The organism is Mesorhizobium sp. M1A.F.Ca.IN.020.04.1.1 (assembly GCF_003997315.1).
GTDB lineage: Bacteria > Pseudomonadota > Alphaproteobacteria > Rhizobiales > Rhizobiaceae > Mesorhizobium.
Window position 1 is genome coordinate 1 of record NZ_RZSN01000027.1, and the last position, 13,839, is coordinate 13,839.

Annotated in this window: 12 protein-coding genes; 7 read left to right on the forward strand and 5 right to left on the reverse strand. The window is 64.2% G+C overall.

Annotation, left to right across the window (positions count from 1 at the left end):
- On the reverse strand, window positions 1–404 hold a 404-nt coding region (locus EOA49_RS08625), incomplete at its 3' end, for a PhzF family phenazine biosynthesis protein (RefSeq protein ID WP_164749203.1).
- Between the two features lie 249 nt (window positions 405–653).
- Here EOA49_RS08625 and dps point away from each other — a divergent pair.
- Complete coding sequence (dps, locus tag EOA49_RS08630; RefSeq protein WP_066995949.1) at window positions 654–1,142, forward strand: DNA starvation/stationary phase protection protein Dps; 489 nt, start codon at window positions 654–656, stop codon at window positions 1,140–1,142.
- A 32-nt stretch (window positions 1,143–1,174) separates the two neighbouring features.
- On the opposite strand, the gene xdhC is transcribed toward dps, so the two are convergent.
- The 4 genes from xdhC to uraH form a co-directional block, all read right to left on the reverse strand.
- Complete coding sequence (gene xdhC, locus EOA49_RS08635; RefSeq protein ID WP_127239727.1) at window positions 1,175–2,170, reverse strand: xanthine dehydrogenase accessory protein XdhC; 996 nt, start codon at window positions 2,168–2,170, stop codon at window positions 1,175–1,177.
- Window positions 2,171–2,232: 62 nt separating this feature from the next.
- Window positions 2,233–4,596 (reverse strand): xanthine dehydrogenase molybdopterin binding subunit, encoded by a 2,364-nt coding sequence (gene xdhB / locus EOA49_RS08640; RefSeq protein ID WP_127239728.1) that lies wholly within the window; start codon window positions 4,594–4,596, stop codon window positions 2,233–2,235.
- Window positions 4,596–6,074, reverse strand: coding sequence for a xanthine dehydrogenase small subunit (xdhA, locus tag EOA49_RS08645; RefSeq protein ID WP_127239729.1), 1,479 nt, complete (start codon window positions 6,072–6,074; stop codon window positions 4,596–4,598). The genes xdhB and xdhA overlap by 1 nt, the downstream gene beginning before the upstream one ends.
- 3 nt (window positions 6,075–6,077) lie before the next feature.
- Complete coding sequence (gene uraH / locus EOA49_RS08650) at window positions 6,078–6,452, reverse strand: hydroxyisourate hydrolase (protein ID WP_066995957.1); 375 nt, start codon at window positions 6,450–6,452, stop codon at window positions 6,078–6,080.
- A 176-nt stretch (window positions 6,453–6,628) separates the two neighbouring features.
- Between uraH and puuE the strand changes: the two genes are divergently transcribed.
- The 6 genes from puuE to EOA49_RS08680 all read left to right on the forward strand — a co-directional run bounded on the left by puuE (window position 6,629) and on the right by EOA49_RS08680 (window position 13,830).
- Window positions 6,629–8,053, forward strand: a complete 1,425-nt coding sequence (gene puuE / locus EOA49_RS08655; RefSeq protein ID WP_127239730.1) for an allantoinase PuuE — start codon at window positions 6,629–6,631, stop codon at window positions 8,051–8,053.
- A gap of 10 nt (window positions 8,054–8,063) precedes the next feature.
- The gene (locus EOA49_RS08660; protein ID WP_067324113.1) at window positions 8,064–8,924 is read left to right on the forward strand and encodes a bifunctional allantoicase/(S)-ureidoglycine aminohydrolase; all 861 of its coding nucleotides are present in this window, start codon (window positions 8,064–8,066) and stop codon (window positions 8,922–8,924) included.
- Window positions 8,921–9,412: an ureidoglycolate lyase gene (locus tag EOA49_RS08665; RefSeq protein ID WP_127239731.1), complete on the forward strand. Its 492-nt coding sequence runs from the start codon at window positions 8,921–8,923 to the stop codon at window positions 9,410–9,412. Before EOA49_RS08660 ends, EOA49_RS08665 begins: the two co-directional genes overlap by 4 nt.
- A gap of 19 nt (window positions 9,413–9,431) precedes the next feature.
- A complete protein-coding gene (locus EOA49_RS08670; protein WP_127239732.1) occupies window positions 9,432–10,025 on the forward strand; it encodes a nucleoside deaminase in 594 nt (197 codons plus the stop codon).
- A gap of 83 nt (window positions 10,026–10,108) precedes the next feature.
- Window positions 10,109–12,094 (forward strand): CocE/NonD family hydrolase, encoded by a 1,986-nt coding sequence (locus EOA49_RS08675; protein ID WP_095824371.1) that lies wholly within the window; start codon window positions 10,109–10,111, stop codon window positions 12,092–12,094.
- Window positions 12,095–12,243: 149 nt separating this feature from the next.
- Window positions 12,244–13,830, forward strand: a complete 1,587-nt coding sequence (locus EOA49_RS08680) for an ABC transporter substrate-binding protein (RefSeq protein WP_067324106.1) — start codon at window positions 12,244–12,246, stop codon at window positions 13,828–13,830.
- The last annotated feature ends 9 nt before the right edge of the window (window positions 13,831–13,839 follow it).

Below are 13,839 nucleotides of genomic sequence, written 5' to 3' on the forward strand. Positions count from 1 at the left end.
AACATGGCCAGGGTCTCGCCGGCCAGCTCCGACGGGGCCGGCCGGCTGCGCGTCGGCGGCGACTGCAGGGCGGCGGCAAAGTTGGCGCCGTCGCGAAACCCTTCGACGGTGATGGCGGCCTGGTTCAGGAGCAGCTTGAAAATTCCGTCGCCGAACCTTCTGACCAACGCCGCGCCCAGCGCGATGGTGGCGTGGCCGCAGAACGGCACTTCCGATTCGGGCGAAAAGTAGCGGACACGCCAGCCTTCCCCTTCACTTGCGGCAAAGGCGGTCTCGGAAAAGCCGACCTCTGCAGCGACGCGCTGCATGTCTGCGGCGTCGGGCAGAACCTCGCCAATCATCACGCCGGCCGGGTTCCCGCCGCTGTTGCCGTCCGAAAACGCCGCTATGCGCAAGACATCCATGTCCGCTCGTCCAGTGTTCGTCATTCGTGTTCGTCAGGCGCGCAGAAGACACGGTTCAATCCGGTTTGGGAAACGAAGAAAGCGACGAGCAGCTGTGAGCATCAGTCATACCTTCGCCAGCTGTGCGCCCCTCGATCCGACGCGGAACGAAACCCGCTCCGTCGCCGTTCTGGCGATTGGCGACTGCACGGCCGCCCTTCGAGACCAGTCCCCAGCTTTCACAGCGACCCAGCGCCACAGGAGCCGACCATGGACGCCATTGTCACCAAGAACGACCTCAAATCCGACGCCAAGAAGGAATCGATCGATCTTCTCAATGCCAGGCTTGCCGATGCCATCGACCTGGCGCTGGTCACCAAGCAGGCGCACTGGAACGTCAAGGGACCGCAGTTCATCGCCATCCATGAGATGCTCGACGAGTTCCGCGAGGAGATCGACGGCCATGTCGACATCATCGCAGAACGCGCCGTGCAGCTTGGCGGCACCGCGCACGGCACCTCGCAGGACGTGTCGAGGGCAACGAAGCTCCAGCCCTATCCAACCGACATCCACAAGACCAAGGATCATCTGGCGGCGCTGATCGACCGTTATGCCACGGCTGCCAGGCTGGCGCGTGAGGCGATCGACGAGGCGGACGACGCCGGCGATGCCGACACCGCCGACATCTTTACCGCCTACTCGCGTTCGCTCGACAAATTGCTGTGGTTCCTCGAAGCGCATACGCAGGAAAAGGAATAGAGGGCTCAGCGTTCCTCCGATGGCCGGGTGAATCAGCCGGCCATCGCCTTTTCAGGCGCGGCCGAAGCCTGGGCCGCATGCGACACCAGCGCCGTCATGATTTCGGCGGCGGCGAGCGCGGCGATCACCGGCGGGCGCTTGTCCTTCACGGTATTGCAGCCGATCGGCGAGACGAGACGGTTGAACTGGGCCTCGCTGCCCTCGTCGGACTTCAGGAACCAGTTCTTGAACGTCGCCTTCTTGGTCTTCGAGCCGATCATGCCGACATAGGCGGCGTCGTCGCGCTTGAGCGCCTCGGCGACAATCAGGAAATCGAGCGCATGGTCATGGGTGAGGATGACGAAGGCCGATCCCGCCCGGGCTTCGCGCACCACCGCTTCGGGCATCGGCGTCAGCCGCGTCTCAACCGTTTCCGGCATGCCTTCCAGCGCATCGGCCCGCGTCTCGACGACCTCCACACGAATGGGCAGCAGCCCCAACGACGCGGCCAGCGCCTGGCCGACATGGCCGCCGCCAAAGACATAGACATGCGGCAGATGCGCCTCCTCGGCCTCGGCCTTGGCTACCAGTTCCTGTTCGATCTTAGCGTCAACCAAGCGGATCAGAACCTCGACTCGGCCGCCGCAGCATTGGCCGATTTCAGGACCCAGTGGAACATCCAGGGTCGCGCAGGTTTCGTCGACCTCGATGCGGGCTTCCCTCCCCCTCCAGGGCAGGGTGGCGGCGGAGCCGCCAGGTTGGGTCACCGGGGCAGTGCTCGGCGCTCGCTTGCCTTCTGAGAGCACCCCCTCTGGCCGCTTCGCGGCCATCTCGCCCTCAAGGGAGGAGAAAAGCATCTGCCGCGCCTTGTCGATCGCCATGAATTCAAGCTGGCCGCCGCCGATGGTGCCGAAAATCGCTGATGACGAGACGAGCATGAAGGCGCCGGTCTCACGCGGGGTCGAGCCCTTGGTGGCCGCGACCTCGACGAGCGCGGCCCGGCCGGCCTGGCCGAGAAACGCCTTCAGGCTTTGCACTTTCGAGTTCATCGTCTGCATTTCCACCCAGGAAATATAGCGTTTTGTGCCCCGAATTGCACGTTTTGGCCGGTTCAGGCCGGCTTTGCGGCTTCCCGCTTCAGCCTTTCGATCGCCATCAGCACCCGTTCCGGCGTCGCCGGGGCATCGAGGCGCGGGCAGATCCTGTGATCGGCGACACTCGCCACCGCGTCGGAGAGCGCATGCAGCACCGACATGCCGTGCGGCAGCGGCGGCTCGCCGACCGCCTTGGAGCGATGGATGGTCGGCTCGTAGGCCGATGACCAGTCGGTCAACTTGACGTTGAAGATTTTTGGCCGGTCGGAAGCGAGCGGGATCTTGTAGGTCGACGGCGCATGCGTGCGCAGCCGGCCGCCGTTGTCCCACCAAAGCTCTTCCGTCGTCAGCCAGCCCATGCCCTGGATGAAGCCGCCCTCGACCTGGCCGAGGTCGATCGCGCGGTTCAGCGAGCGGCCGGCATCGTGCAGGATGTCGGTGCGCTCGACGACATATTCGCCGGTCAGCGTATCGACCGAGACTTCCGAGCAGGCCGCGCCATAGGCGTAGTAGTAGAAGGCATGGCCGCAGCCCTTGCTGCGGTCCCAATGGATCTTCGGCGTCTTGTAGAAGCCAGCCGCCGAGAGCTGGACGCGGTTCATGTAGGCTTGCTTGACCAGATCGTTGAAGGCGATTTCCTGGTTGCCGATGCGCACCCGGTTGGGCAGGAACACGACCTGGTCGAGCGGCACCTGGTATTTTTCGGCCGCGAAATCCGTCAGCCGCTTGCGGATCTGCCGAGCGGCATCCTGCGCCGCCATGCCGTTGAGGTCGGCGCCGGAAGATGCCGCCGTCGGCGAGGTGTTCGGCACCTTGGCTGTGGTGGTGGCGGTGATCTTGACCCGGTCGAGATCGATCTGGAATTCCTCGGCGACGACCTGCGCCACCTTGAGATGCAGGCCCTGGCCCATTTCGGTGCCGCCATGGTTCATATGCACCGAGCCGTCTGCATAGACATGCACCAGGGCGCCGGCCTGGTTGGCCTCGGTCTTTGTGAAGGAAATGCCGAACTTGACCGGCGTCAGCGCCAGGCCGCGCTTGATAAAGCGGCTGTTGTTGTTGAAGGCGCTGATCTCGCGCCGTCGCCGCGCATAGTTGGCGCTTTCCTCCAACTCCGCGACGATGCGGTGGATGATGTTGTCCTCGACCTTCTGGTGATAGGGCGTGAGGCAGCGTTCGCCGATCGCATCCATCGGGTCATAAAAATTGAGCTTGCGGATTTCGAGCGGATCCTTGCCGACCGCGAAGGCCACTTCGTCGATGACGCGCTCCGCGCCGACCATGCCTTGCGGGCCACCAAAGCCGCGGAAAGCGGTGTTCGAGACCGTGTTGGTGAAAAGCGGCGCCGATTTCGCGTGCACCGCCGGATAGAAGTAAGCGTTGTCGCAATGGAAGAGCGCCCGGTCGCCGACCGGACCGGACAGGTCGGCGGAGAAGCCGCAGCGCAGCGCATAGGTGAAATCGACGCCGAGGATGTTGCCCTCGTCGTCGAAGCCGACCTCGTAGTCGATGGCAAAATCATGCCGCTTGCCTGTGGCGGTCATGTCCTCGTCGCGGTCGAGCCTGATCTTCACCGCGCGCCCCAGCTTCTTGGCGGCGATGGCGGCTATGGCCGCGCATTGGTTGGCCTGCGTCTCCTTGCCGCCGAAGCCGCCGCCCATGCGGCGCACTTCCACCGTCACCGCATGGCTCGGCACGCCGAGCGCATGCGCAACCAGATGCTGCGTCTCGCTCGGCCCCTGCGTCGAGCAATAGACGATCACCTCGTCGTCCTCACCGGGGATCGCCAGCGAGACCTGGCCCTCGAGGTAGAAATGGTCCTGGCCGCCAAGCCACATGCGGTTCTTGATGCGGCGGGGCGCCGCCGCAATCGCGGCAGCCGCATCTCCACGCTTCAGGATCAGCGGCGTGGTGACCTGCTTGTCCTTGACCGGGTCGAGGTCCCAGATGTCGATCACGGCCGGAAGCTCGTCATATTCGATCCTAGCCAGGCGTGCCGCGCGGCGCGCCGCCTCGCGTGTCTCAGCTACCACGGCGAAGATCGGCTGGCCGTAGAAGTGCACCTTGTGCTCGGCGAGCACCGGATCGTCATGCATGTTGCTCGGCGAGACGTCGTTCTCGCCGGGCACGTCGGCACAGGTCAGCACATCGACGACGCCTGGCGCTGCGCGCACCGCCGACAGATCAATGCTCTTCAGCGTGCCGTGCGCGACCTTGGCGAGGCCAAGGCCGACATGCAGCGTGCCGGCAGGCTCGGGCATGTCGTCGATATAGACGGCGGCGCCGCTGACATGCTTGTGCGCAGAATCGTGCCGCTGCTCGGTGGCGACGCCGCCGACGATTTTTTCGGCCTTGAGGTTGGGAGTGGCGTCCTTGTTCATCAGGCCGCCTCGTTGCGGGTCACTTGAAACGGCGCCCTGGTGCCGGTGGTTTCGATATAAAAACGCAGCAAAAGATTTCTCGCCGCCAGCGCCCGATACTCGGCCGTTGCACGCATATCGGTAATTGGCGTGAAGTCGCTGGCGTATTCGGCCATCGCGGACTCGACACTCGCTTCGCTCCAGACTTTGCCGATAAGGGCGGTTTCAACCGCAGTCGCCCGCTTCGGCGTCGGCGCCATGCCGCCATAGGCGATACGGATATCCGCCACGGTGCCGTTCTTGGCCTCGGTCAGATAGAAGGCGCCGAGGGTAGCGGTAATGTCCTCGTCGCGGCGCTTGGTGACCTTGTAGACGGCAAATTTCGTGCCCTCTGCCGGCACGGGCACATGGACGGCCTCGACGAATTCGCCGGGCTGCCGATCCTGCTTGCCATAGGCAATGAAGAAGGTTTCGAGCGGGATCGTGCGTCGGGCATTGCCCTTGCGGAGCGTGAGCCGCGCGCCGAGCGCGATCAGCGGCGGCGGCGTGTCGCCGATCGGAGAGCCGTTGGCGATGTTGCCGCCGATGGTGCCCATGTTGCGCACCTGCTCGCCGCCGATGCGGTCGACCAGCGGTCCCAAGGCCGGGATACGCCTGGAAAGCGTGGCGAAGGCTTCGCTGTAAGTCACGCCGGCGCCGATCGTAATCACGCCATCGGTCTCCGAGATCGTGCGCAAGCCGTCGAGGCCACCGATGAAGATAGCCGGCGAGATGTCGCGCATATGCTTGGTGACCCACAGCCCGACATCGGTTGAGCCGGCAACGATGGTGGCGCCAGGCTCCTTCTCGAGCGCCATGGCGAAATCGTCGACGCCAGCCGGCACGATCAGCCGCTCCTTACCCGAACCGACCTCGACCCTGGCGCCGTCGCGCAGCGCTCCCAGCCGTGCAGTGATATCCTTGCGCTCCACTGCCAGCGGGTCCTTCGCCGCCTTGCCGTAGCTTGATATGGCGCGCGCGGCGCGCATGATCGCCTCGTAGCCGGTACAGCGGCAGAGATTGCCCTGCAGCGCCTTTTCGATCGCCGCGTCGGCCGGGTTGGGCGTCTTCATCCACAGCGCATAGAGCGACATGACGAAGCCGGGCGTGCAGAAACCGCATTGCGAGCCATGGAAATCGACCATCGCCTGCTGCACGGGGTGAAGCTGTTCGCCATTGCCGCGCAGGTGCTCAACGGTGACGACATGCGTGCCGTCGAGCGAGCCCATGAAGCGGATGCAAGCATTGACGCTTTCATAGACCAGGCCCTCGACCGACAGCTTGCCGACCAGCACCGTGCAGGCGCCGCAATCGCCCTCGGCGCAGCCTTCCTTGGTGCCGCGCAGCGAGCGGTTCAACCGCAGCCAGTCGAGCAGGGTCGCGTCGGGGGCGATGTCGTTCAGCGCGACATCGTCGCCGTTCAGGATGAAGCGTATCTGGTTACGGGTCTTGTCGGCCATGTCTCAGCTCCCGCGATAGGTCGAGTAGCCGTAGGGCGAGATCAAGAGCGGCACATGATAATGCCGCTCCTCCGCCATGCCGAAGCGGATCGGCACGGTGTCGAGGAAAGCCGGCTCCGGCAGGCTGGCGCCCTGCCCGCGCAGATAATCGCCGGCAGCGAAGACCAGCTCGTACTCGCCGGTGCGGAAGTCGGCGCCGGCAAGCAACGGCGCGTCGCAGCGGCCGTCATCATTGGTGGTGACGGTCTTCAAATGCGTGCGGGCCTGGCCTTCGAGGCGGAAAAGCCCAATCGAGAGGCCCTTTGCCGGCCTGCCGGTCGCGGTATCGAGGACATGGGTCGTCAGACGCCCGCCATCGGCTTTCGACGTTTCTGCCACTGGCCGCCTCCCATCCCAAGTAGTCGAACGTTTTCAGGTCAATTGTGCGCCAATTAAAGGCGATGCATAAGCCCCGGTCGAGCGGAGTGCGGCAAAAAGCACTTTCAAAAATTTTCGGGGGAATGCACGAGCACTCCTTTCGATATCTTCATCTCAACAGTCGGGCAGGAGCGATCATGCGTTACGAACGGGACATGCGCGGTTACGGAGCCAATCCGCCAGACCCGAAATGGCCCGGCGGCGCCTATGTCGCGGTGCAGTTCGTCGTCAATTACGAAGAAGGCGGCGAGAACTGCGTGCTGCACGGCGACAAGGCTTCCGAAGCCTTCCTGTCCGAGATCGTCGGCGCCGCCCCCTGGCTCGGCCAGCGCCACTGGAACATGGAATCGATCTATGAATACGGCGCCCGCGCCGGCTTCTGGCGGCTCTACCGGCTGTTCACGCAAGCTGAGGTGCCGGTGACCTGCTACGGCGTCGCCACGGCGCTGGCACGCTCCCCCGATCAGGTCGCGGCGATGCAGGAGGCCGGCTGGGAGATCGCCTCGCACGGGCTGAAATGGATCGACTACCGCGACCATAGCGCGGAGGACGAGCGACGCGACCTCGAAGAGACGATCCGTCTGCATTACGAAGTGACCGGCGCGCGGCCGACCGGCTGGTACACCGGCCGCACTTCGGTCAGCACGGTGCGACTCGTCGCCGAGGAAGGCGGCTTCGATTACGTCTCCGACACATATGACGACGAATTGCCCTACTGGTTCGACCGGGGTGGTCTGGAGAAGCCGCAGCTCATCATCCCCTACACGCTCGACGCCAACGACATGCGCTTTGCCACGCCGCAGGGCTTCAATTCGGGCGACCAGTTCTTCGCCTATCTGAAGGACAGTTTCGACACGCTCTATGCGGAGGGCAAGGCGGGGCGGCCGCGCATGATGAACATCGGCCTGCATTGCCGGCTGGTCGGCCGTCCGGGCCGCGTGGCGGCGCTGAAGCGCTTCGTCGACTATGTGAAGTCGCATGACAGGGTGTGGCTGACCCGGCGCATCGATATCGCAAAACACTGGCGCGAGACGCACCCCTACCAGGCGCCGGCGCTGCGCCCGTCTCGGATGGAATTCGAGGAATTCGTGCATGCCTTCGGCGGGGTGTTCGAGCATTCGCCGTGGATCGCCGAGCGGGCCTACGAACTGGAGCTCGGCCCGGCCCATGACAGCGCCGGCGGCCTGCACAACGCGCTCTGCCGCGTCTTCCGCGCGGCGACCGAGGCCGAGCGGCTTTCTGTGCTCAACGCCCATCCCGACCTTGCCGGCAAGCTGGCGGCGGCCAAGCGGCTGACGCCGGAATCAGCCAAAGAACAGGCCTCCGCCGGGCTCGACGCGCTGACCGACAAGGAGCGCGAGCTGTTTTCGAAGCTCAACGCCGCCTATGTCACGACCTTCGGCTTTCCCTTCATCATCGCGGTCAAGGGCAAGACGAAGGACCAGATCCTGGCGGAGTTCGAGGCTCGCATCGGCAACAGCCGCAGCAATGAATTCGACACCGCGTGCAAACAAGTCGAGCGCATCGCGCTGCTTCGGCTGAAAGACATGCTTCCAAAATAGGCTTCAACACATGGACAGGATGAACATGGCCGAGCGAACCTATTACGCGCCGCATGGCGGCCATCCCGGTCAGCACGAGCTGTTGACCGGCCGCGCCGTCTTCACCGAAGCCTATGCGGTGATCCCCAAGGGCGTGATGCAGGACATCGTCACCAGCCCGCTGCCGTTCTGGGACAAGACAAGGGCCTGGATCATCGCAAGACCGCTTTCGGGCTTCGCCGAGACCTTTTCGCAGTACATCGTCGAGGTCCTGCCCGGCGGCGGCAGCGACCGGCCTGAGCTCGACCCCGAAGCCGAGGGCGTGCTGTTCGTGGTCGAGGGCGAGCTTACGGTCTCGCTTGCCGGCAAGAACCATGTGCTTCGCCCAGGCGGCTTCGCCTTCCTGCCGCCGGGCAGCGGCTGGACGGTGCGCAATGAGAGCAGCGGTGCGGTCCGCTTCCACTGGGTCCGCAAGGCCTATGAGGCGGTCGACGGCCTCGACGTTCCGGAAGCCTTCTTCAGCAGCGACAAGGAGGTCGAGCCGAGCCCGATGCCCGGCACGGGAGGCCACTGGGCGACGACGCGCTTCGTCGACCCGGCCGACATGCGCCACGATATGCATGTCACCATCGTCACGCTCAAACCCGGCGCGGTCATCCCCTTCGCCGAGACCCATGTCATGGAGCATGGGCTCTATGTGCTCGAAGGCAAGGCAGTCTATCGCCTCAATCAGGACTGGGTCGAGGTCGAGGCCGGCGACTTCATGTGGCTGCGCGCCTTTTGCCCGCAGGCCTGCTACGCCGGCGGTCCCGGGAATTTCCGCTACCTGCTATACAAGGACGTCAACCGGCACGCCAAGCTTGGCGGCGCCCTTGGGGCTCGCGCGCGGTGACCAAAATCGTGGCCCAGCCGCTGACACGCGAAAACTTCGCGCCGTTTGGCGACGTGATCGATATGGGCGGCGAGAACCGCTACCCGATCAATGGCGGCAAGGCGATGCGCTACCACGATCTCGCCACTGCCGAGGCCACCGGGCCGAATGCCAAGGTGCTGATCTCGATGGTGCGCGGCACCCCCTACGAGATGCCTCTGAAACTGACCATGGTCGAGCGCCATCCGCTCGGCAGCCAGGCCTTCATTCCGTTGTCGCCGCGGCCATTCCTGGTTGTCGTCTGCCATGACACTCAGGACGGCCCAGGCGAGCCGCACGCCTTCATCACCGCGCCCGGGCAGGGCATCAACTACCGGCGCAACCTCTGGCACGGCGTGCTGACGCCGATCGGCGAGGAACAGGACTTCCTCATCGTCGACCGCGGCGGCGACGGCGCCAACCTCGAAGAGTGCCATTTCTCGCACCCTTACGAGATCCATCTTCCCTGAAAGCTGCCAGTTTTCCCCGATGACAGACATTTCGCTGATCGACCGCCTGCTCGACGTTATCGAGCACGATATCGTGCCGAAGACCGCTGAAGGCGTTGCGCATGGCAACAAACTCTTCGGCGCCGCCATCCTGCGGAAAGACGACCGCTCGCTGGTGATTGCCGAAACCAACAACGAGATCGAAAATCCGCTCTGGCATGGCGAAATGCACTGCCTGAAGCGATTTTACGAAATGCCAAAAGCCGAGCGCGTCGACACCAGGGATGCACTGTTCCTGGCCACGCACGAGCCCTGCTCGCTGTGCCTGTCGGCGATCACCTGGACCGGCTTCGACAATTTCTACTACCTCTTCAGCCACGAGGACTCGCGCGACAGCTTCGCCATCCCGCATGACCTGAAGATCCTGAAGGAGGTCTTCACACTCGATCCCGGCGGCTACAACGCCGAGAACGCCTATTGGAAGAGCTTTTCCATACGCCGGCTGGTGCGCGCTTTGCCCGAGGCGGAACGCAGGCGGCTGGAGGCGCGCATTGCCAAGATCTCCGCACGCTATGACGCGCTGTCCGGCACATACCAGGCGAGCAAGGCCGACAACGACATTCCGCTGAACTGACGCTTTGAACTGACGCTTATTGACCAGCCGATTTCGCCGGCTGGCCCACGACGCCTCGGCGACGGTTCCATCATGTGCCTTGCATGAAAACCGTCACAGAATTCCCTCGCAAGGTCGTCGAATTTCCCGATATGGGCATCGACATGCCGGATGGCTGCCGGCTGTCGGCGCGCATATGGATGCCTGAGGATGCCGGCGACAACCCGGTGCCGGCGGTCCTCGAGCATTTGCCCTACCGCAAGCGCGACGGCACCATCTTCCGCGATCAGCTGACGCATCCTTATTTCGCCGGACACGGCTATGCCTCGATCCGCGTCGACATGCGCGGCAACGGCGATTCCGAAGGGCTGATGGACGACGAATATTCCGAGCAGGAATTGCAGGACGCCTGCGACGTCATCGCCTGGGCGGCCGCGCAGCCCTGGTGCAACGGCAATGTCGGCATGATGGGCATATCCTGGGGCGGCTTCAACTGCCTGCAGGTCGCGGCAAAGCAGCCGCCGGCGCTGAAGGCGGTGATCAGCCTGTGCTCGACCGTCGACCGCTATGCCGACGACATTCACTACAAGGGCGGCTGCCTGCTGCTCGAGAATTTCGGCTGGGCCTCGACGATGCTCTCCTACTCGTCGCGGCCGCCGGATCCGGAAATCGCCGGCGGCAACCGCTGGCGCGATCTGTGGCTGAGCCGTCTGGAGAACCAGCCTTTTCTCGCGCCGCTATGGCTCAGCCACCAGCATCGCGATGCCTACTGGAAACGCGGCTCGATCTGCGAGGACTTTTCGGCCGTTAAGGCGGCAGTGCTGTCGATCGGCGGTTGGCATGACGGCTACCGCAACACGATCTCCAATCTCGTCACCAACATCCAGGCGCCGGTGAAGGGCATCGTCGGCCCCTGGATCCACAAATATCCGCATTACGCGGCACCCAATCCGGCCATCGGTTTCCTGCAGGAGGCGCTGCGCTGGTGGGACCGCTGGCTGAAGGGCGCGGCGACCGGCGTCGAGGCCGACCCGGACTACCGCGCCTATGTAATGGATAGCGTGCGTCCGGCCCGCTGGCATCCCGAACGGCCAGGCCGCTGGATTGCGGAACAGCAATGGCCCTCGCCCAACATCAAGATCAAGGCAACCGGGCTCATTCCCGAGGGCGTCGGGCCGGCAATCGTCGCCTCGCCGCAAAGTTGCGGGCTTGCCGGCGGCGAGTATTTTCCCTTCACCTTCGGTCCGGAACTGCCGGGCGACCAGCGCTCCGACGACGCGCTTTCGGTATGCTTCGACCAGGTCGAACTCGAGGAGGCGATCGACATCGTCGGCGCGCCTGAAGTCGAAGTACGGGTTGCCTCGGACCGCCGCCAGGCCAACCTCGCGGTGCGTCTCTGCGACGTGCATCCGGACGGCGCCTCGGAGCTGATCTCCTATGGCGTGCTCAACCTCACCCACCGCAACTCGCACGAGTTCCCGGAAGCGCTGGTGCCAGGCGAGACGGTCTCGGCACGCGTCGTGCTCGACCAGTGCGCCTATCGGGTGCCGGCCGGCCACCGGCTGCGGGTTGCCGTCTCGACCGCCTACTGGCCGATGATCTGGCCTTCGCCGGAGCCGGCGACGCTCGAACTGTCGGCCGCGACGCTCAAGCTGCCGCTGCGCCCGCCGGCGACGGCCGACGAGGTGTCGTTCCTCGAACCGGAAGGGGCTACGCCCTGGGCGACCGAGACGATCAGGCCGACCAATTCCGAGCGGCATATCCACCGCAACGAAAAGACCGGCGTCGTCACGCTTGCCGTAACGGACGATTTCGGCGAGGTGCGCGACCTGGAGCACGGGCTGGTCCACGGCAGCATGGTCAGGGAGACATGGGCGATCCAACCCGACGATCCCCTGTCGGCGACGGGCAGCACGCATTGGACGCAGACATTGTCGCGAAATGAATGGTCGGTGCGGACCGAGACCTTCGCCGAGATGCGCTCGGACGCGCAAGACTTCATCCTCAGCGCCAGAATCGAGGCCTATGAGGGCGAAAAACTGGTGTTCGAGCGCGATTTCAAACAGACGATTCCCCGCGCTCTCGTGTGAGCGCTGACAAGATTGGTCCAAATGCGACGCGCCATTTACGCCACGGCATGTCGCATTCGGTCTTGCTTACAGCTTTCCGTTGCGCTCATTATCCCTCACAAGAACAAGAACCGACCACATGGTCGTACCATCAGAGTGAGGAACCCATAATGACAAACGAACTCGACTATCTCAGCCGGCGCGTCGCTGCCGGAAAGCTCAGCCGCCGCGACTTCCTTGGCCGCGCCGCCGCGCTCGGCGTCACCGCGCCCTTCGCCAACTCGCTGCTTTCGAGCGCTGCCCGGGCTGCCGGCCCCGTCAAGGGCGGCACGTTGAAGGCCGGCCTGGTCGGCGGTGAATCCACCAACAGCCTCGACCCGGCGCTGATGATGACCCAGGTGCCCTTCGCCTTCGGCAAGTGCTGGGGCGAAATGATCGTCGAACTGTCGCCCGACGGCAAGCTCGAGAACCGCATCGCCGAGGAAATCGGCTCTTCCGACGACGCCAAGGTCTGGACGCTCAAGATCCGCGACGGCATCGAATTCCACAACGGCAAGACGGTGACCGCCCAGGACGTGGCCGCCACGCTGGAGCGCCATTCGGACGAGAAGTCGAAGTCCGGCGCGCTCGGCTACATGAAGGGCATCGAGACCATCAAGGTTAACGGTAAGGAAGTGGTGCTGACCCTGAAGGAAGCCAACGCCGACCTTCCCTATCTGCTCAGCGACTATCACCTGATCGTGCAGCCGAATGGCGGCAAGGACAAACCCGATGCCGGCATCAGCGCCGGCCCTTACAAGGTCAAGGTCAACGAGCCCGGCGTGCGCCATGTCGGCGAACGCTTCGCCAACTACTGGCAGGGCGACAAGATGGGCCATGCCGACCAGGTCGAAGTCGTCGTCATCAACGACGCGACGGCGCGCACGGCGGCCCTGCAGGGCGGTCAGGTCAACATGATCAACCGCGTCGAGCCGAAGATCGTCGACCTGATCAAGCGCGTGCGGGGCGTCACCATCCGCAACCACTCCGGTCCCGGCCACTACGTGTTCATCATGCATTGCAACACGGCGCCGTTCGACAACAACGACCTCAGGATGGCGCTGAAGCTGGCGATCAACCGCGAAGAGATGCTGAACAAGGTGCTGCGCGGCTACGGCTCGCTCGGCAACGACTTCCCGATCAACGCCTCCTACCCGCTGTTCACAGAGATCGAGCAGCGCAAATACGATCCCGACAAGGCCAAGTTCCACTACAAGAAGTCGGGTCACGACGGCGCCGTGCTGCTCAGGACGTCGGACGTCGCCTTCCCCGGCGCGGTCGATGCCGCGCAGCTCTATCAGCAGAGCGCGGCCAAGGCCGGCATCAAGCTGGAAATCAAGCGCGAGCCCGGCGACGGCTACTGGAACGAAGTCTGGAACAAGCAGCCCTTCTGCGCTTCCTATTGGGGCGGCCGCTCGACGCAGGACCAAATGTACTCGACCGCCTACCTGTCGAGCGCCGACTGGAACGACACGCGGTTCAAGCGGCCGGACTTCGACAAGATGGTGCTGGCGGCGCGCGCCGAGCTCGACGAGGCCAAGCGCAAGCAGATGTACCATGACATGGCTGTGATGGTGCGTGACGAGGGCGGCTTGATCCTGCCGATGTTCAACCAGTTCATCGACGCAACTGGTCCCAAGGTCGGTGGCTGGGTGGACGATCCGCATCAGGAGCTGATGAACGGCTACGCCTTGGCGAAGTGCTGGATGGAAGCCTAAGGTCCGGCC